Source organism: Clostridium sp. AF37-5 (genome assembly GCF_003477605.1).
Lineage (GTDB): Bacteria > Bacillota > Clostridia > Lachnospirales > Lachnospiraceae > Eubacterium_F.
Genome location: NZ_QUDR01000006.1, coordinates 44,847 through 65,103 on the forward strand (window position 1 = coordinate 44,847; position 20,257 = coordinate 65,103).

Consider the following 20,257-nt stretch of genomic DNA (forward strand, 5'->3'; position numbering starts at 1 on the left):
GGAGAGATTCGATGAACCGGAAAGTCTTTTACACCATTTTAGGAATGACAATTTTATGTGGACTGGTGTTTTTTCACAGCGGTAATTCACTGGCGGCAAACCAGACGGGAATTGTGACGGCATCGTCATTGAATGTACGCACGGGGGCAGGTACTTCCTATGATATTTTACAGTATAACAATGCCAATGTTTTGTTGGCGAAAGAAGATAAAGTGACTATTTTGGAGAAATTGTCAGGCTGGTATCAGGTTAGTTTTGTAAAGGATAACACGACTTTGACAGGCTTTGTCAGTTCCAATTATATTGCGATTGAACAGGCGTCGACTGCGGTACCTGCACCGACAGTAACACCGGCATCTACATCAGAACCAACGATTACCTATCGCTATGAGACATCCTACCAGCCGGTTTCAGTGGGTGCAAAGGTGCTGAAAAAATCCAAGCTTTACAAAGCAAATGGAAAGAGTGTTTATAAGGTTGGCAAGAAAAAAATGTCGCTTGCAAAGGGCAAGAAAATAAAAGTAATTGGTGAAAAGACGTTGAAAGGGAAAAAATGGTTCCATGTTTCTTTTACATATAAAAAGAAAACAAGAAAGGCATATCTGCAGAATAAATATGTGAAACTGACAGCGGGAAAAGGTATATATGCACAGATTTTCAATGTGAAAAAGGCGGCAAATATCCGTAAAAAGAAAGGAACCGGTTCAGCATATAAAAAGGTAGGCGGGAAAAAAGTATCCATTGCCAAGAAAGCGGCAGTTACGATTGTAAGTGATGTGGCAGTAAAGAGTACCAGATGGTATAAACTGCGTTTTAACTACAAGGGAAAGACCTATACCGGATATTCCAATGCGAAATATGTAAAACTTGCAAAGAAACCGGTGACGAAAAAAGTTGCGGTAGTTGCCATGAGCGATGCGCAGTTTGAGCAGGCAATGAAAAACGAGGGATTTCCGGAATCGTATAAACAGAGTTTACGTGCACTTCATTCGGCATATCCGTATTGGCAGTTTAAAGCCTATAAAACCGGCCTTGACTGGAATACGGCTGTAACGGAGGAATCGAAAACGGGTGTGAACCTGATTTCCAATGCGAGAGCAAAGGCATGGAAGTCAACCGAAAAAGATGCATACGATGCATCTACCGGCAAGTGGAAGGTATTTGACGGAAGCACATGGGTTGCTGCATCGAAAGCTGCGGTGGCATATTTTATGGATCCCAGAAACTATTTAAATGATCGAAGTATTTACATGTTTGAGTTACTGGAATATCAGTCGCAGTACCAGACAAAATCCGGTGTCAATACAATTTTGTCCAACACACCATTTTACAACAAGAAGTTTTCCTATACGGATGTCAACACCGGTGCGGCGAAAACGATGTATTATGTGACTGCATTCATGGAGGCAGCGAAGATTAGCAAGGCAAGTCCTTATCATCTGGCCAGCCGTGTCAAACAGGAAGTCGTGACAAGTGCGACAACAACGAGTACGGCAGTTACCGGTACGGTGTCCTCTTATCCGGGGATTTATAATTTTTATAATATTGGTGCGACCAGCAGCAGTACACCGGTGTTAAACGGACTGAAGTGGGCGAGTGATAAAAAGGCGGGTACTTATTTAAGACCTTGGACCGACCCATACCGTTCGATTGTCGGCGGCGCACAGTACATAAGTTCCGGCTATATTGCCAAGGGACAAAATACGTGTTATCTTGAAAAATTTAACGTGACAAGTTATAAACGCTATTCCCATCAGTACATGACAAATGTGGAAGCGGCGTATGAAGAATCGATTAAGACGAAAAAGGCATATGCCGGTATGATGGACAAATCTCCATTGGTATTTTCAATTCCGGTTTATGAAAATATGCCGGCGGCAAACAGCCCAATGCCAAAATAAAAAGGACAAGAAAGGGAAGGGACGATACGATGAAAAAAAGAATGACAGCAGGAATTATTTTGATACTTATGATGGCATTTTGCCTGCCGGTTACGGCAAAGGCGGCGAGCGGTTCGCTGCAGTTATCGGCACTGTCAGAGACGGTAAGCAAGGGAAGTCAGGTGACGGTAGTATGTCAGGTGGCATCTACCGAGTCCTTTGCGGATGTTTCATTCCGTCTTTCCTATGATGATTCGATTTTAACTTTTCTTTCCGGTGGCAAAAAGGTAAGCGGCGGAAATGGCATGCTGGAAATTGCCTCCACGGGAAATACGGTCGAAGTGCCGAAAAAGACCTTTTCCCTGCAATTCAAGGCAAAGAAAAAAGGAACCACGATAATCCGGGCAGACGGAGATATATCGGTGACAAATGCAAGCGGCGAAAAATTTTCCATGTGGAGTAACCAGGTGGCGGTTTCGGTTGTGAAAAAGAAGAAAAAGACGGGAAATACTGAGGTACAAACTACACCGAAGGCAACAAATGTTCCGGTAGTGACGGCACCGCCGGTAAAATCCAAAGAAAATCGTCTGAAAACGCTGAAACTTGACGCTGTTTCGATGACGCCGGAGTTTTCGCCGGAAGTTACGGCTTATGAGGCGATGGTAGATGCGAATTCGGATTCTTTGTATTATTCGTATGCGCTTCAGGATGAGAAAGCGAGGGTTTCGGTGCGTGGCGGCGAGAATCTTTCTGAGGGAAATAATGATGTATCGTTTGTTGTGACGGCGGAAGATGGCAGTGTGAGAGAATATAAAGTGATGGTTACGAAAGAAACAAAGGAAGAGACCGAGAGCCGGGAAGATGAGGCAGATACAACGCAGTCCGTTGGATTTGTGGTCGAGCAGAAAGGGGATAAAAAGATTATCAAAAATTCTTATGAATTTGAGGTTGCAAATCCCGATGATTTAGAGCGGGTGCCGGAAGGATATATTCAATCGTCCGTTGTGCTTTCCGGTGTTACTTTGCCGGCTTTTACGATGGAACATGATTTGGATAACAATTATCTGCTTTTGTATCTGAAGCCAAAAGGCGGGGATGCGGCACTTTACCAGTATGACCGTACGGAGCAGACGATTCAGAAATATACCGGAACGATGGTAGAACGTGTGAATAAGGGCGAAACGGCAGATGACAGTGGTTCATTTCCGATTTCCACGACAGTCCTTATGGCAGTGATTATTGTTTTGATTGTTACGGTATTGAGCCTTTTGATTGCCATGCTTAAGATGGCGATGAAGCGCCGGGATAAAAAAGGGAAGGAACTTGATTTTTAAGAGGCTATCTGTTATACTGCGGATAGAACAAAGGAGGAAATAAAAAATGTATATATCCATTGATTTTAACAGTGATGAAGCATTGTATCTCCAGCTTAGAAATCAGATTGTTTATGCGATTGTTAAGGCAGAGTTAAGAGAAGGGGAAAATCTTCCCTCCGTCCGTGATATGGCAGAGACGGTTGGGATTAATATGCACACGGTAAATAAGGCATATGCGATGCTCAGACAAGAAGGATATCTGCAGCTTGATAGGCGTCACGGTGCAATTGTGGCGGTTGATGTGGATGAAATTAAAGCACGCATGGAACTGGCGCAGACAATGGATTTGATTTTAGCACAGGCGATTTGTAAAAATGTATCGCGTGAAGATGTACACAAGTTAGTGGACGAAATTTATAACCAATATGAAGGATATCGAAATGGAGAATCATTATGAGTAGACAGTTTACTACGGAAGCAGAAAAAGCGTTGAATAAAGCTGCTAAATTTGCCATTCGTATGGGACAGAGGATTGTCGGAAGCGAACATCTTTTGTTTGGGCTTAGTGCGGCACCCGGTGTGGCAGCAAGAGTGTTAAAAGAAAATGGCATGGACAAAGAGCGGATAGATATAGAAGTTCGTGAATACTGCGGTATGTCGGATGTTGTCGAAATAGAGCCTTTGCGGGGTGAGACTTCGCCGAAACTGGAGGCACTTTTACTGGCGGCGGCAGAGGAAGCCGGGAAAATGCAGTTAAAAGAGACCGGAACCGAGCATATGCTGTTAGCAATTTTAAAAGACACGTCATGTGTGGCATATAAGATTTTGCTGGCGTCAGGTGCGCCCATTCAGAAGCTTTATACAGACATTATTCTCACGACCGGCGGTGATATGGTACAGGCAAAAAATGAACTGATTGCCAGCCGTTCCCGCAACAAGAAAAATTCGGGTACTCCGACATTAGACCAGTATGCCAGAGATTTGACGCAGTATGCAAAGGACGGAAAACTGGATCCGGTATTAAATCGTGACGATGAGATTGAGAGTGTGATTGGAATTCTCAGCCGGCGCATGAAAAATAATCCGTGTTTGATTGGCGAGCCGGGTGTTGGTAAGACAGCAATTGTGGAAGGACTGGCATCCCGTATTGTGGATGGTGCGGTGCCGGATACATTGGAACAAAAAAGAATTCTTACATTGGATTTGTCCGGCATGGTTGCCGGTTCGAAATACCGTGGCGAATTTGAGGAGCGGATTAAACGTGCTCTTCGCGAGACGAAAGCGGCAGGAAATATTTTACTTTTTATCGACGAACTGCATACCGTTATTGGTGCCGGCGGCGCAGAAGGAGCAATTGACGCATCAAATATTCTGAAACCGGCGATGGCGCGTGGTGAGATTCAGGTGATAGGTGCGACAACGAGAGAAGAGTACCGTAAGCATATTGAAAAAGATGCTGCCTTAGAACGCCGTTTCCAGCCGGTTGTCATTGAAGAACCATCCGCTGTTCAGACGATTAGCATGTTAAAGGGGCTTAGAAGCCGCTATGAGGAATTTCACAAAGTGGAAATTACAGATGCAGCCATTGAGGCAGCAGTTCAGTTGTCGGAGCGCTATCTGAATGACCGTTATCTGCCGGATAAGGCGATTGATTTGATTGATGAGGCATCTGCGAAATTCCATTTGCAGACTGTTTATGCACAGTCTGACCGCACACAGGAATATGAAAAAGAGCGGGAAGATTTGTATGAGCAGAAAGAGCAGGCCTTGATTGCCGGTGACTTAGAGCGCGTGAGAGAGCTGCTTGCTGCGGAAAAGAAGTTAGAAAAGAAAATAGAAAAAGAAGAAGAATTAAAACAGGAACAGCGACAGAAAAAAGATAAAATTCTGCCATCTCACATTGCTCAGGTGGTTGCCAAGTGGACACACATTCCGGTAGAGCAGATGGAGGAAGCGGAAAAAGAGAGACTCAAAAAACTGGATGCCATTTTGCATGAGCGTGTCGTTGGACAAAATGATGCTGTTAAGGCTGTGGCTCGTGCAATTCGCAGGGGGCGCGTGGGCTTAAAAGACCCGAAACGTCCGATTGGTTCATTTTTATTCTTAGGACCTACAGGTGTCGGAAAAACAGAACTTAGCAAGGCTTTGGCAGAAGCTGTGTTTGGTTCGGAAAAAGATATGATTCGCGTTGACATGTCGGAGTACATGGAGAAACAGAGCGTGTCGAAAATGATTGGTTCACCTCCGGGATATGTTGGTTATGAAGAGGGCGGACAGCTCAGCGAAAAGGTTCGCAGAAAGCCGTATTCGGTTCTTTTGTTTGACGAAATTGAAAAGGCACATCCGGATGTCTTTAATATGCTTTTGCAGGTGTTAGAGGATGGTCACATTACGGACGCCCACGGCAAAAAGGTGGATTTTAAAAATACGATTATCATTATGACATCAAATGCCGGCGCAAACCGGATTATTTCTCCAAAAACACTTGGCTTTGGACAGGCGAAGACGAGCGAGGAGGAATACCAGAAAATGAAGGAAGGCGTGATGGAAGAAGTGAAACATATTTTCAAGCCGGAGTTCATTAACCGTGTGGACGAAATGATTGTTTTCCATGCCCTTAATAAGGAAAATATAAAAGATATTACAAAGATTATGTTAAAGCAGTTTGCAAAACGAGTGAAAAACCAGATGGATATGGAACTTTGCATAGCAGACGATGTGGTTGATTTTATTTCCGATAAAGGCTTTGATAAAGATTATGGCGCAAGACCAATCCGCCGTGCTTTGCAGACCGAACTTGAGGACGTTTTGGCAGAGGCTGTGCTTATGGGAGATATTTCTATCGGAGATACGGTGGATGTTTCGCTTTCTTGTGAAGGAACGAAGAAGAAAATTGTAGTAAAAAAGAAGACTTTTGCGGATGAGAAAAAGTGAAGAAAAAATCACAAAAAAGTAATGGCAAAATAAGTCGAAATATTGTATACTTGAAGTATAAAAAAGATGCTGCAATGAAAAGGCGTCAACGAGTGAACGAAGGAGGAATCACAAGATGGGCGTAGTAGAAGAATTGATTCGCAAAGATGCGGATGGGACGTTAAGTTTTGGCAATTATTTGCTGGATACGAAGACGAAAAAATCGGATTTTGCATTCGAGGGTGCAACCTACAAAATCAAGACTTTTAAGGAAATTACCAAATTGGAGAAGAATGGTACGTTAGTGTATGAATCGGTACCGGGTTCTACAGTAACAAAGTTTAAGGGTAATCCGGATGTGGTTGAGTTTGAAGTGGAAGCACCAAGCGATATCAGTTTCACGCTTGAGATGGAGCCATCGACCGAGTATAAATTGGTTGTTGATGGTGTGTCGGCTGGAAGAATCCCGACGAATGTCGGAGGTAAACTTAATGCGAGTTTATCTTTGAACGAAGGCGCGAAATCCAGTGTTAAGATTGTAAAGTGCTGATAAGTATGGATACCTCGGAAAAGGAAATGAAGTGATTTTTGGGCACCGGCAAGAATTTGCCGGTGCTTCTGCACATTATATCGTGGGAAAGGTGACTATGGCGAAAGAAAAGACAGTATTTTTTTGTAAGGAATGTGGTTGTGAGTCCTCAAAGTGGGTTGGGCAGTGCCCGGCATGCCATGAGTGGAATACGATGGTGGAAGCACCTGCTAATGGCAAGCGGGGAAGAACTTCTTTAAGTGGCGGACGCCGCTCTGTGCCGATGGCAGCAAAGCCTGCTAAAATGAATGAGATTGAGACGCAGAAAGAGTGCAGACGACCGACCGGTATGAAAGAATTGGACCGGGTTTTAGGCGGTGGTATTGTGCCCGGCTCTTTGATTTTGGTAGGTGGTGATCCGGGAATCGGAAAATCCACTCTGCTTTTGCAGATGTGCCGTCTGGTGTCCGCTGAAGGTACGAAAGTGCTTTATGTCTCCGGTGAGGAATCGGCAAGACAGATTAAACTACGTGCCGAGCGGATTGGCAAATTTACGGATGATTTGTATTTGTTTTCAGAGACATGTATCGGTACCATTTTACAGGCGGTGGATGAGGTGAAGCCGGAGGTGTTGATTGTAGATTCGATTCAAACCGTTTTTGAGGAAAGTGTGGATGCGGCACCCGGCAGTGTAAGCCAGGTGCGCGAAATTACTTCGATACTTTTGCAGCTGGCAAAAAGTCAAAATATTACGATTTTTATTGTCGGTCATGTGACGAAAGAAGGAAATGTGGCTGGTCCGAGAATGTTAGAGCATATGGTGGATACGGTGCTTTATTTCGAGGGTGATAAAACGGCGATGTACCGGATGCTCCGGGGTGTCAAAAACCGTTTTGGTTCGACAAACGAAGTCGGTGTTTTTGAAATGCAGAATCAGGGCTTAGTGGAGGTGCCAAATCCTTCGGAATATCTGATGCAGGGACGTCTCCCAAATGAAGCCGGTTCTGTGGTTGCCTGTACGATGGAAGGCAGCCGGCCATTTCTTCTGGAGGTTCAGGCTCTCGTCTGCCAGACCAGCTTCCCGATGCCAAGGCGTACGGCGGTAGGGACAGATTATAACCGTGTGAATCTTTTGATGGCGGTACTGGAAAAGCGAATGGGGGTGCGGATGGCAGACTGCGATGCCTATGTAAATGTAGCCGGCGGCATGAGAGTTGTTGAACCGGCGTTAGACCTTGCACTTGTGGCGGCACTTTTGTCGAGTTATCATAACCGGAGTCTACCAGGCGGCATGCTTTTGTTTGGTGAGGTCGGACTGGTTGGTGAGGTGCGTGCGGTATCACAGGCGGAGCGTCGTGTAACAGAGGCAATCAAAACGGGCTACACGGTGTGTGTGCTGCCGGAGAGTAACCGTGTCTCTATTGAAAAAGCGGGCAATCTTGATACCCAAAAAATTAAACTTATTGGCGTTAGGCACGTGAGAGAACTGTTAGACTGCGCAGGTTTATAGAATTGTGTGTGCAGCTTGTGTAAAATATGATTAGACAAAGGAAGGATAAAAGAAATGAAACAACTTAAAGAATTATGGACACTTGTAAACAACTGGCTTGGCAATGGGAAAAAATGCATCATTGGTTTGGTGTTTTTCCTCGTTGGTTTTGTCATGAACTGGTTTTCTCATCCGGTAGAGGGACTTTCTCAGATTCCGTTTACCTTGATGACCGCCGGAGGTTTGTGCCTTGTCAATGCGCTGTTTTCGAAGTGGACAGATAAAAATATCAATTTGTTGTTCTTTGTCCTTGCTTTTATTTGCGTAATGGACCTTGGAATTGTTCTTCTCGATGGTGATTTCTCACAGTTTACCACGATGGTTACTGTTACCTGTGCCTGCACAGGTTTTTCGTGGGCATTAAACTTTGCCCTTTTGCAGTCGGTAGAAGTAGACGGTGCTGCCAAGAAGATTGTAATGTCGTTTTTGGCAACGGTTTGCAGTGTCGTGATTATGGCAGCAGTGTTTGTTGGTTCGGTTTGGCTGGCATCGTAAAATCTGTGGATTCTTTCAGTGAGACAACGTTATTTGTCTTAAAAGTCAAAAAGAGTTGCATATTTAAGAGAAAATTCTTCTAAGAACCTCCTGAAATGCAACGCTATGCACGAAATCAGTCAAAAAGAGTTGCAAAAAATAAAATAGTAATGGAAACAAACGCAAATAAAACAACGCTTTTCCTTCAATTGATGGGAAAGCGTTGTTTTTTGGTCGGTTCTAAACTTGTGGACTCCTCCCGCTGCGCGGGTCCCTCCTCATAATATTAATTATCAGGGCTCCTCCCGCTGCGCGGGTCCCTCCTCATAATATTAATTATCAGGGCTCCTCCCGCTTCGCGGGCCCCTCCTCATAATATTAATTATCAGGACTCCTCCCGCTTCGCGGGCCCCTCCTCATAATATTAGTCAATATCATCGAAGAAGATAGGGAGTCTTTTTTTGAATAAGTCGAGGGCAATATTTGCTACTTCGCGCATCTGCGGATGTGCATGAGAGTCACAACGCAGACGGAAGAAGTTACGCCAGGAGCGAAGATTCATTGTCACGACGATTTCTGTCTTTAAACTGTTTGGAAGTACCGAACGGGCTTCCTGTGGTGTGGCACCCAGTTCAATCAGCTCAAAGTAAGATTTCTCTGCATTTTCCATGGCACGCATCCATGCTTCGTATTTCTGTAAATCAGTTTCGTTGTTTAAATCATAAGAAAATCCACCGGCGATATCGATAACAGTAATTTCGTTGCCGAATTTGTCACCGGAGTAGTTACAGTAACGTGTGCTTTCCTGGCTGTAGCTGGCAATGCGGTGGCGTACAATTTCATGGGTAATACCGCGGTCACAAATCATACGGACTGTAACAGCCTCATGTTCGATGACAGATTCATGTCCTCTTTTCAAAATATTGCGGATAAAACGTTCCGCGGACTCTTCCGTAATATTTCCCTCGCTCTTGTAGCATACACGTCCGATTTTCTCTATTTTACGAATCATTTCATCGTAATCTTTCATATCAATAATTTCTACACTGGGTTTTGTTACATTCATGATTCTTCTCCATTCTGTTCATCAATTTCTTAAGGCTAAGTATATAGTATGTGTCAGTTTTTTGCAAGCATAATACATTGACCGGGTTCTTAATTATAGATAAAATATTATCAGGTATTAAAATAAATTAATGCAAAATTATATGTAAAGGGGAAATGTTGGAATGAAAAGCAGAAACAAAGAAATGACAGCGAAAGCAGTACTTATCGCACTTTTGGTAAGTACAGCAGCCAGTCCGTTCCAAAGCAGCATGGCATCATCAAAAGCTGTAGCAAAAAAAATTAGCGTGACGCTTAATAAAAAAAGACTATCGCTAAAGACCGGACAAAGATTTCGATTGAAAGCGAAAAAGAAACCGGCAAAGGCGAAAGTTTCTTTTTCATCGTCAAAGCGCTCGGTGGTGTCAGTAAATAAAACGGGACTTGTTAAAGCGAAAAAGCCCGGAAAGGCTTCGATTACTGCGACTGTTAAATACAAAGGAAAAAAGAAAAAGGCAGTTTGTAAAGTGAGGGTTGTAGCAAAAAAGAAGACAATCAATAAGCAGATACAACCATCTGCACCGGCAGCAAATACACAGCAGCCTGCACCAACGGCAACAGCAAAGCCGGTAATAACTGATCCGACTGCAACACCAAGTGCTGCGCCTAAAGGAACACCGCGCGCAACGAAAACACCATCGCCTACGCCGGTAGAAATTACATATAAGGCGGATTATACGGTAGAACTTGGAAGCACCCTTGATGTGAAGAAAGAAGTAAAACCGTCGGAGGGAGTCATTACGGATTATAATGTTTCTACGTCGAATAGTTATGTAGCAATTATTGATGCAAGAGGAAAGATAAAACCTCTGCACATTGGAAAGTGTACTCTCATTTTGACATCAAAGGCAGATGATACAAAAAAAGAAACTTATAAACTTTGTGTAACGGATGAATTTGTTGCGGAGGATGGTTATAATTTCTATAAAGAAGATATTGCACATGGCGAGGTATCGGATTTTACATATCCTTCCCAATACCGTGAAAGCGGCGAAGGGCATGCCAAGATTTATTTTCCACCGGATTATGATCCTAAAAAGAAGACATATAATTTGTTGTTCTGTCTGCATGGTGGCGGACAAAATGAGGATTATTGGACTTGCGGAAGAAAGACTTCAGCCGGAGCCGGATGTCATGCAAACAATATTATGGACTATTTGTATGATACGAAAGAGGCGGAAGAGTGTATTGTAGTATTTCCGAATGGCAACATTAACTATGATAAAAGTAAAACATATCCAAATACAGAGCCTAATCCGGTTGTTCAGAATTCGTGGAGTAACTGTTATTTGTTCGAATATGAAGTGATTTATGATTTGCTTCCGTATATGGAAAAAAATTATCCGGTAAAAAAGGGCGCTGCTCATACCGGCGTGTGCGGGCTGTCTATGGGCTGTGGAGAAGCCATTGAACTGGGGTTAAAACATCCGGATTTGTTCCAGTATATGGGATTCTTCTCGGCTGGACCATTTGCTTCAACCAAGCAGACGATTGTAACGACACAAGAAGATGCCAATCGTCTGAACAGTCAGATTAAGTTGTGCTTCTTTATCACCGGACAGCAGGATCATATGATGGATGACAGTGCAAGAAGATTTGTTAATCAGTGTGATTTGCTTGGATTAAATAATATGTTTTTGGAAGTAAAAGGAACCGGTCATGATGACAGGTGCTGGGATCGTGCCTTTTACACTTTTATGCAATATGCTTTCAAATAAAAATTATTTCAGAAAATGATTGACATTGGTTTTGTTTTTTGGTAATATATTATTCGCTGGCAGTGGTTGTCGGCGAAAATGCGGAGTTGCTGGAATTGGCAGACAGGCATGACTAAGGATCATGTGCTCGTAGGGCGTGTGGGTTCAAGTCCCATACTCCGCATGTCATATAGATGCTGTATAGACGATGAAATCGTCTGTACAGCATTTTCTTGTTTTAAGGAAAATGAGTGGCGTAATACGCTGTCGATGTTTCTTTACAGATAAGGCGTGATATGATACACTTTTTTATGTGGTACAAGGCTTTTGTATCACGAAAAAAATTAAGAAAATGGATAAGCAGCAAAATAGGAGGAACAGGATGAAACGAATTATTTCTATGTGTTTGTCAGCAGTGCTTTTGTTATCCCTTTGTGCGACGGGAGCAGCAAAGACAGCACAGGCAGAAGAAAAACAGAAAGTGATTGTAATTGATGCAGGACACCAGACTCGTGCGATGAGTGCAACGGAGCCGATTGGACCTGGCTCAAGTCAGAGAAAGGCAAAGGTGACCGGAGGAGCGAGTGGCTGTGTGACACATCTGCCGGAATATAAATTGAATCTTCAGGTGGCTAAAAAGTTACAGAAAGAATTGGTAAATCGTGGCTATAAAGTAATCATGGTGCGTACAAAAAATAATGTCCGTATGTCAAATGTGCAGCGTGCTAAAGTAGCGAACAAATACAAAGCGGGCGCTTTTATCCGAATTCACGCAAACAGTGCGGGAAGTTCGAGTGTCAAAGGGGCACTGACGATAGCACCGGCGTCTAATAACCGTTACATGACAAAAGCAAACCGTAAGGCAAGCCAGAAACTCTCCAAAAAGGTTTTAAAAGCAATGTGTAAAACGACAGGAGCAAAGAACCGTGGTGTTATGTACACGAACAGCATGACAGGCATCAACTGGTGTAAAGTTCCGGTTACAATTGTGGAAATGGGCTTTATGAGTAATCCAAGCGAGGATAGAAAGATGGCAAAAGCTTCTTATCAGAAGAAGATTGTCAAGGGAATTGCGGACGGAATTGATAACTTTTTTTAACAGAATATAAGTCCCTAAAGCACAAAAACCGCTTGCGAATCTCTGCTAAAATGGTAAAATAGAAAGTATAAAAAAGAGTTCTTTTTAACAGAAAGGCGGGGATTATCATGAATAAAATAATTACGATTACAAGACAGTTTGGCAGTGGGGGAAGAGAAATCGGAAAGAAGTTAGCAGAGGCTTATGGAATTCCATTTTATGATAATGAAATCATTTCTCGTGCGGCAAAAGACACCGGTTTTGCAGAGGCGGCTTTTGAGCGCGCAGAAGATAAAGCAAGCAACAGTCTGCTTTATTCCATTGCGATGGGAATGAATGTATTTTCCAGTCAGGATGTCGGATTTTCCGGTTTGTCGTTAGATGACCGTATTTTCTTAGCGCAGTCGAAGGTAATTCGCAATGTGGCAAAAGAAGGTCCTTGCGTAATTGTTGGCAGATGTGCGGATTACATTTTGAAAAATCAGGAAAATGTAGTCAATCTGTTTATTCGCGCAACACTCGATTTCCGCATTAAACGTGCGATTGAGGTAGAGGGAATTCCGAAAGAAAAATCAGCAGAAATGGTTATGAAAAAAGATAAAAGCAGAGCGAACTATTATAAGTATCACTCTGGTGAACGCTGGGATAACGTGCTTAATTATGATTTTGCTATTCGTAGTGACTTGTGCGGAATTGATGGCACCGTTGCGTGTCTGAAAGCATATTTAGACCAGATGTAATAAGATTAAAGGAGAACGAAGACAATGAGTAAAAAAATTAGAACAAGATATGCACCGAGCCCGACCGGTAAAATGCATGTAGGCAATTTAAGAACAGCGTTATATGAGTACTTGATTGCAAAACATGAAGGCGGAGATTTCCTTCTACGTATTGAGGATACCGATCAGGAGCGTTATGTTGAAGGTGCTCTTGATTTGATTTATAAAACGATGGACCAGGCAGGACTTAAGCATGACGAAGGTCCGGACAAAGATGGCGGCTATGGCCCTTATGTACAGAGCGAGCGTGTAAAAACCGGTATATATCTTGAGTATGCGAAAAAACTCGTAGAAAAAGGAGAGGCTTATTACTGTTTTTGTACAAAGGAAAGACTGCAGAAACTTCATGATGAAGCAGAAGCAAGAGGGGAAAAGGCTGCAAAGTACGACAAACATTGTCTTCACTTGACCAAAGAGGAAATTGAGGCAAATCTGGCAGCAGGTGTGCCGTATGTTATCCGCCAGAACAACCCGACGGAAGGAGAAACATCCTTTGATGATGTAATTTATGGAAAAATTACAGCACCAAATGATGAATTGGATGATATGATTCTGATTAAGTCAGATGGTTATCCAACCTATAACTTTGCCAATGTAATTGATGACCATTTGATGGAGATTACACATGTTGTCCGTGGAAATGAGTATCTGTCTTCCGCACCGAAGTACAATCGCCTGTATGAGGCTTTTGGATGGGAAGTGCCAGCCTATATTCATTGTCCGATTATTACGGATGAGGAGCATAAAAAGTTATCCAAACGCCGTGGTGATTCTTCCTTTGAGGATTTGGTAGAACTTGGTTTTCTGCCGGAAGCAATTGTAAACTATGTTGCTTTACTTGGCTGGAGTCCGGCGGATGACCGTGAGATTTTCAGCTTGAAAGAATTGGAAGAAGTGTTTGACTATCATAGAATTAATAAATCACCGGCAGTATTTGATATTGTGAAACTTCGCTGGATGAATGGTGAATATATCAAGGCGATGTCCGATGATGCGTATTATGAACATGCACTTCCGATTATCAAAAAAGTGATTACCAAAGATTTGGATTTGAAAAAAATTGCGGATTTGGTAAAAACACGAATTGAAGTATTCCCGGATATTACAGAGAAGATTGATTTCTTTGAAGAATTGCCGGAATATGATGTGGCGATGTACACTCATAAGAAAATGAAAACAAACAGTGAAAATTCATTGGAAGTATTGAACGAGATGCTTCCACGATTAGAAGCATTACCGGATTTCTCATTTGAAAATGTAGAAAAAGTAGTAAAAGATTATGTGGCTGAAAAAGAATGTAAGAATGGATTGGCGCTGTGGCCGCTTCGTACAGCGGTTTCCGGTAAACAGATGACACCGGGTGGTGCTTATGAGATTATGGACATTCTTGGAAAAGAAGAGTCATTAAAGCGAATTAGAAAAGGAATTGAGTTGCTTAATGGAGTGCAATAAAGAACAAAAAGAGGCAATTATGCACCGGGATGGACCTGCTATGGTATTAGCGGGTCCCGGTGCAGGAAAAACCTATGTTATTACCAATCGTGTGAAAGCATTGATTGATGAATATGGAGTTAAGCCGGAACAAATTCTTGTTGTAACATTTTCAAAAGCAGCGGCAGTGGAGATGAAGGAACGTTTTGAAATGATGACGGGTGGACGGCGTCTGCCAGTCAGATTTGGAACGTTCCATTCTGTTTTTTTTCAGATTTTGCGGCTGGCGTACCATTATGAGGTAAAAGACATTGCAACTCCGGCATTAAAATATCGGTTTCTGGAAGAAACACTCAATGAAACCGGATACGAGGTGGACGATAAAAAAGAATTTCTTTCCGATATTGAAAAAGAAATCAGCCGTGTAAAAGGGGAAGGAATCGAAATAGACTGTTATTTTTCCTCGGCGTGTTCCGCTGAAATTTTTCAGAAAATGTACCGGGGATATCAGGAAAAACTACAAAGACACCGTTGTCTTGATTTTGATGATATGGTAGTATATACATATCAGCTTCTAAAAGAGAGAGAAGATATCCGCAGACGCTGGCAGGCACAGTTTCGGTATTTACTGATTGATGAATTCCAGGATATCAACCGTTTGCAGTACGAGACGGTTTGTATGTTGGCAGAACCGGAGAATAATCTGTTTATTGTCGGGGATGATGACCAGTCAATCTATGGATTCCGCGGTGCTAAGCCGGGTATCATGCTTTCTTTCCCGAAACGCTTCCCGGACACAAAACAGATTGTGCTTGGCGTAAATTACCGTTGTTCGGATGAGATTATGAAAGCGGCAGAACGGCTGATTGGAAAAAATAATGAACGGTACGAAAAACATATTGTTGCAAACAAGGGCAAGGAACAGCCGGTGCATATGAAAAAATGCGAGAATTTACCGGATGAAGCCGAGAAGATTGTGGCGCAGATACAGATGTATCAGAAAGAAGGCATTGCGTATCAGGAGATGGCGGTGTTATTTCGGACGAATATGCAGATGCGTTTGCTAGCCGGGAAACTGATGGAACATGGAGTTCCATTTACCATGCGGGAAAATCTTCCGAATTTATTTGATACTTGGATGGCAAAAGATATTATGTGCTATTTGCAGCTTGCACTTGGAAACCGGAGCCGTGAGAAATTTTTAAAGATTGCAAACCGCCCGGTCAGATACTTAAGCCGTACGGCTTTTACAGAATCAGAAGTAAGTTTTGATAAACTCCGTGCCTATTATGCGGTGAAAAATCAGGAGTGGATGGAAGAGCGAATCTGGAATTTTGAGTATGATTTAAAAAATCTGGCATCGCTTTCACCCTATGCGGCAATTCATTTTATACGAAAAGGCATTGGTTACGATGAATTTTTGAAGACTTATGCCGATGAGAGAAATGTAAATGCCGATGACTGGTTTGATGTGCTGGATGAAATGCAGGAGATGGCACGCGACAAAAAGAGCATTCCGGAGTTCCTTTCTTTTGTAGAAAATTACGGGGATACGCTGGAGGAAATACGGCAGGAGCACAAGAAGCAGCAGGTCAAAGAAGAACCGGGTGTTTCATTGATGACGATGCACGCCTCCAAAGGCTTGGAATTTCCGGTTGTGTTTGTGCCGACATTAAATGAGGATATTGTACCGTACCGCAAGGCTGTTCAAGAGGGAAATTTAGAAGAAGAAAGACGTATGCTTTACGTGGCAATGACACGTGCAAAAACATATTTGCATCTGTCATTTGTGAAAGAGCGTTTCCATAAAGAGGCGGAGCCGTCACCATTTTTATATGAAATTTCGCCGGCTCTGAAGAATAAAATAAATAAGAAGCGAGGTAGATGAAGGTGAAAAAAGCAATAGCTTATGTGCTTGCCGGAGTAATGATGTTTGAAGTGGCAGGGCTGACAGCATCAGAACAGGCACAGGCGTCTGTAAAGGGAAAATTAAATGTGAAATCGGTTACCTTGGCAACCGGAAAATCGGTTACGCTGAAGGTGAAAAATAAAGGAAAGGCAAAGGTGCGCTGGAGTTCATCCAAGAAAAAGATTGCGAGTGTTTCTTCACGTGGTAAAGTGAAGGCAAAGAAAAAAGGAAAAGCAACCATAACAGCAACCGTTTCCTACCGTGGAAAAAAGAAGAAATTAAAGTGCCGTGTTACGGTTTTGCAGGGGGCAAAGAAACTTCGTATTGTGGACGAAGACAAAAAGAGTGTCAATTCCATTGTTTTAAATAAATTTGATTCTGTGAAATTGACCGGTGTAGTTTCACCAAAGAAATCAAACGACAAAGTGATGTGGAAGTCTTACAATCCGGAAGTGGCTACCGTTACAAGCAAAGGTGTTGTAACCGGTCAGTATGTCGGAAAAACGACGGTTCGTGCAAAGACCTACAGCGGCAAGCGCATCAAGGTAAAAGTTACGGTAAAAGCACCGGTGCTTAGTGATACGTTAAAGACCGCTTACATCAAAGATTTTAAGATTGGTGCAGCGGTGACTACGTGGCAGCTTGAGGGAGCCGGAGCCTACGCAAAAGCGAAGGCACTGATTACCAATCAGTTTAATTCGATTACAATGGAAAACCAGATGAAACCGGAGTCACTTCTGAGCAAAGAAAATCAGACACGCGGAACCGACACCAATGTTTTGATTAACGAAGAAATTCTTCGGAAAGTATTGAAACTTGCCAGTGATAACGGATTAAAACTGCGTGGGCATACGCTTGTATGGCACAGTCAGACGCCGGAATGGTTCTTCCATAAAGATTATAATGTTGACAAGTCACTTGTTTCTAAGGATGTGATGCGTCAACGAATGGAAAGCTATATTAAGAAGGTTCTCACATACTGCCAGGAAAATTATCCGGGTGTTGTCTATGCATGGGATGTTGTAAATGAGGCGGTCAATGATGATGGTACGATGCGCACATCATCCAACTGGTATAAAGTATATGGTGATGTCGGCTATGTGACAGATGCGTTTACTTTTGCCCGTAAATATGCAGATAAAGATGTGAAACTTTTCTTAAACGATTACAATGAGTATGCAGCGGCAAAAAGAGACCGTATTTATCAGGTGGTAAAAGACTTGTATGACAAAGGCTTGTGTGACGGCGTTGGTATGCAGTCTCATTACTCCATGACAAGTCCGACAATTGCTGCGGTAAAGGTAGCAATTCAGAAGTACAACCAGATTGATCCGGGCAAGATTGAAATTCAGTTGACGGAGTTAGATATTCATAATACATTCCGGACAGCAGCTGACCAGAAAAGTGTAGCAACAAAATACCAGTCATTATTTAACATGCTGGTAGACAGCAGAAGAAATCAGAAAATCAATATTACCGGTGTTACCTTCTGGGGACTTACCGATGGGGATTCCTGGTTGTCTGATTTCAAAGGAGAAACGAGTTATCCATTGCTCTTTGGAGCAGACTATGCAGCGAAATCAGCTTATTTTGCTGTGCTGAACGCTGCCAAATAAGGAGGGATTGGTTTGAATCCAATTAGTGTTCTGATTCTTGTATTAATTGTGGTTGCGGCTATCTTTGTGATTACTTATGTGGCGCATGACCGTGGTTCCTCGATGTGTTCCGGATGCCATGGTGATTGTGCAAACTGTGGCAAAAAGTCGAAAAAAAAAGAATAAGTACAAATACGATAAAAAATCGTAAAGTAGTTGTTGTATGTTTTTAAAAATTGGTATATAATAATAGTACCAGAAAGGAAGTTCCTTTCTCCTATATCAATAGGATACGAGGTATAAGGAGTTTACCTCCGCTGTACTGGCAGCGATAACAACTTTGCGTTTACTCTAATATGAGGATAATCTATCAAGTCGGGTGAAAAGCCTGATTATATGGTGGCAAGCACCAGAATGAAACCAGTTAATATGTTAGTTGAGAAGGGAAATCTTTATATTTTTGTATAAAGATTTCTCTTTTAATCTAAAGGGGATAAATGAAATACCAAACACGAAAAGTAAAGCATTTAACAGATTTACAGTTATTAGCACAATTACATTTAGGCGCAAAAATTTATTCAAAGTATGCGGAAAGTGCATTGTTGCTTATATTTAGCGGTGGAAAAAACAAACCATATGAGGCGTATGAGGTTTTTGCGCATAAATACAATTTCATGCATCTTGCCGGAGTTAAGAGTCAAACATTAGGTGCTGCGGAATTTTATCAAGCATGTTTAGAAGGAAAAATAAAAAGGGAAGATTGCTCACCTGTTCATTCAGTATCTAATATGTATTCGAAGGTATCGGTTTTGAACCAATTGTTGGATTTGAAAAATAGCAAGTGTTATAAAATCGGAGAAAAGGATTTAGTGACAAAAAATAATGATTTTGAGATGGCGATAGGTAATAGTTCAGGTGTCGTCGGATATGATCATAGAATTTCTTTAAAAGGCACAAATATTGTTGATAAAACCAAACTTTCAATGCCCACAACATTGATTACTACTCCAATTACCCAATTAGTGTCAAAACCGGAGAAGATAATATTTATATTGCAAAGAAATTTAGATGAAGAGAAATACGAGAAAATATTTTTTGAGATAAAAAAAGGCTTATTGCAGGAAGAATATTATTTGTTACCCGCACAAATCAGGCAGCGTATTAATCCACTTGTCCAGTTAGAAAAAGAAGTTCCTTCATGAGAGACTATAACGCAAAGCGTTATCTCGTCTCTGCACGAAGGAACTTCTTTTTCTAGGCATCTACTTCAAAGGTAACGAAGATATACTTTTTGTCTTTGTTAAATTTTGAATTTTGAACTTGTGCTCCTGTTAATTTCTGGTGTTTTACTTTGATATTCACGGATTTCTGTGTTCCATCATTAAATGTAGCAGTGCAGGTTATGGTAACATTGCCAAGTGCTTTGTTTCTTGCGTGTAATTCCGAATCGCTTTCTGCTTTTCCATCGAAAAGTGCCGTTGCATCGGCAGAAGAAATTTTACAGTCGTCATCGGTTATACTTACAGTAAACTGCTTTTCCGGCGTTTCTTTTGCGTTTATGGTGAAGAAACGGTAATTTGATTGAGAGCTTCCTTTGCACAATTCGCCCTCCTTGAAATATTTGGAGTGTTCTGCTTTTGTAACAAAGAAATGCCCCTTATTGATGCGGTATGTGACCGTTTTAATGTTGTTTCCCTCAAACTGCAACGGGGCATTTATACTGTAGGAAACAAACTGTTTGCCTGCCTCGCCGCCACACCACATCGAGGTATAACCGGGATTGGCATAGACCCTCATCTGATTTTTCTTTGTGTGTTTGATTTCTGCTGCGTTGACTTTCACAACAAAGGAATTTGTGACGGCTGTGTTCTGGGCTTTTTCCGGTTTAATAGTTTTATATCCAATGCCCCAAATAAGTGCCAGACAAGCGGCTGCGGCAATGGCGCTTTGTATTATTCGATGTTTTCTCATAGTGCTTTTCCTCCTTTTTGACCTAGACGGAG

Annotated in this window: 17 protein-coding genes and 1 tRNA gene; 16 read left to right on the plus strand and 2 right to left on the minus strand. The window is 42.2% G+C overall.

The window, feature by feature from the left end; translation table 11 throughout:
- Window positions 1-11 precede the first annotated feature (11 nt).
- The 7 genes from DW019_RS05525 (at window position 12) to DW019_RS05555 (ending at window position 8,682) form a co-directional block, all read left to right on the plus strand.
- On the plus strand, window positions 12-1,901 hold the full coding sequence (locus tag DW019_RS05525) for an SH3 domain-containing protein (protein ID WP_182431052.1): 1,890 nt from the start codon (window positions 12-14) through the stop codon (window positions 1,899-1,901).
- A 29-nt stretch (window positions 1,902-1,930) separates the two neighbouring features.
- Entirely contained in the window at window positions 1,931-3,214 is a 1,284-nt protein-coding gene (locus tag DW019_RS05530) for a cadherin-like beta sandwich domain-containing protein (protein ID WP_118442766.1), read from the plus strand.
- A 46-nt stretch (window positions 3,215-3,260) separates the two neighbouring features.
- Entirely contained in the window at window positions 3,261-3,653 is a 393-nt protein-coding gene (locus DW019_RS05535) for a GntR family transcriptional regulator (RefSeq protein ID WP_022377577.1), read from the plus strand.
- Window positions 3,650-6,130 (plus strand): ATP-dependent Clp protease ATP-binding subunit, encoded by a 2,481-nt coding sequence (locus DW019_RS05540; protein ID WP_118442767.1) that lies wholly within the window; start codon window positions 3,650-3,652, stop codon window positions 6,128-6,130. The genes DW019_RS05535 and DW019_RS05540 overlap by 4 nt, the downstream gene beginning before the upstream one ends.
- A gap of 115 nt (window positions 6,131-6,245) precedes the next feature.
- Window positions 6,246-6,659, plus strand: a complete 414-nt coding sequence (locus tag DW019_RS05545) for a hypothetical protein (protein ID WP_022377579.1) — start codon at window positions 6,246-6,248, stop codon at window positions 6,657-6,659.
- Window positions 6,660-6,756: 97 nt separating this feature from the next.
- Window positions 6,757-8,148 (plus strand): DNA repair protein RadA, encoded by a 1,392-nt coding sequence (radA, locus tag DW019_RS05550; RefSeq protein WP_117478829.1) that lies wholly within the window; start codon window positions 6,757-6,759, stop codon window positions 8,146-8,148.
- Between the two features lie 54 nt (window positions 8,149-8,202).
- Window positions 8,203-8,682, plus strand: coding sequence for a hypothetical protein (locus DW019_RS05555; RefSeq protein WP_118442768.1), 480 nt, complete (start codon window positions 8,203-8,205; stop codon window positions 8,680-8,682).
- A 403-nt stretch (window positions 8,683-9,085) separates the two neighbouring features.
- Here the strand turns inward: DW019_RS05555 and thyX are convergent, their stop codons facing one another.
- Window positions 9,086-9,727, minus strand: a complete 642-nt coding sequence (gene thyX, locus DW019_RS05560; RefSeq protein WP_022377582.1) for an FAD-dependent thymidylate synthase — start codon at window positions 9,725-9,727, stop codon at window positions 9,086-9,088.
- 163 nt (window positions 9,728-9,890) lie between these two features.
- Here thyX and DW019_RS05565 point away from each other — a divergent pair, with 163 nt between their 5' ends.
- The 9 genes from DW019_RS05565 (at window position 9,891) to DW019_RS05605 (ending at window position 19,456) form a co-directional block, all read left to right on the plus strand.
- Window positions 9,891-11,483 carry an Ig-like domain-containing protein gene (locus tag DW019_RS05565; RefSeq protein WP_118442769.1) on the plus strand — a complete coding sequence of 531 codons (1,593 nt, stop codon included), beginning with the start codon at window positions 9,891-9,893 and terminating at the stop codon, window positions 11,481-11,483.
- Window positions 11,484-11,563: 80 nt separating this feature from the next.
- Window positions 11,564-11,646: transfer RNA gene (locus tag DW019_RS05570), tRNA-Leu, on the plus strand.
- 198 nt (window positions 11,647-11,844) lie between these two features.
- The gene (locus DW019_RS05575; RefSeq protein ID WP_118442770.1) at window positions 11,845-12,561 is read left to right on the plus strand and encodes an N-acetylmuramoyl-L-alanine amidase; all 717 of its coding nucleotides are present in this window, start codon (window positions 11,845-11,847) and stop codon (window positions 12,559-12,561) included.
- A 107-nt stretch (window positions 12,562-12,668) separates the two neighbouring features.
- Entirely contained in the window at window positions 12,669-13,280 is a 612-nt protein-coding gene (locus tag DW019_RS05580; RefSeq protein WP_022377585.1) for a cytidylate kinase-like family protein, read from the plus strand.
- Window positions 13,281-13,304: 24 nt separating this feature from the next.
- Window positions 13,305-14,771, plus strand: coding sequence for a glutamate--tRNA ligase (gene gltX, locus DW019_RS05585; RefSeq protein ID WP_117478697.1), 1,467 nt, complete (start codon window positions 13,305-13,307; stop codon window positions 14,769-14,771).
- Window positions 14,758-16,638 (plus strand): ATP-dependent helicase, encoded by a 1,881-nt coding sequence (locus tag DW019_RS05590; protein ID WP_118442771.1) that lies wholly within the window; start codon window positions 14,758-14,760, stop codon window positions 16,636-16,638. The genes gltX and DW019_RS05590 overlap by 14 nt, the downstream gene beginning before the upstream one ends.
- 2 nt (window positions 16,639-16,640) lie before the next feature.
- Window positions 16,641-18,275 carry an endo-1,4-beta-xylanase gene (locus tag DW019_RS05595; RefSeq protein WP_182431053.1) on the plus strand — a complete coding sequence of 545 codons (1,635 nt, stop codon included), beginning with the start codon at window positions 16,641-16,643 and terminating at the stop codon, window positions 18,273-18,275.
- Between the two features lie 12 nt (window positions 18,276-18,287).
- Window positions 18,288-18,440, plus strand: a complete 153-nt coding sequence (locus tag DW019_RS05600) for a FeoB-associated Cys-rich membrane protein (RefSeq protein ID WP_118442773.1) — start codon at window positions 18,288-18,290, stop codon at window positions 18,438-18,440.
- Window positions 18,441-18,751: 311 nt separating this feature from the next.
- The gene (locus DW019_RS05605; protein ID WP_182431054.1) at window positions 18,752-19,456 is read left to right on the plus strand and encodes a PBECR4 domain-containing protein; all 705 of its coding nucleotides are present in this window, start codon (window positions 18,752-18,754) and stop codon (window positions 19,454-19,456) included.
- Window positions 19,457-19,508: 52 nt separating this feature from the next.
- Here DW019_RS05605 and DW019_RS05610 read toward each other — a convergent pair whose 3' ends face one another.
- Entirely contained in the window at window positions 19,509-20,225 is a 717-nt protein-coding gene (locus DW019_RS05610; protein WP_147353009.1) for a hypothetical protein, read from the minus strand.
- Window positions 20,226-20,257 lie beyond the last annotated feature (32 nt).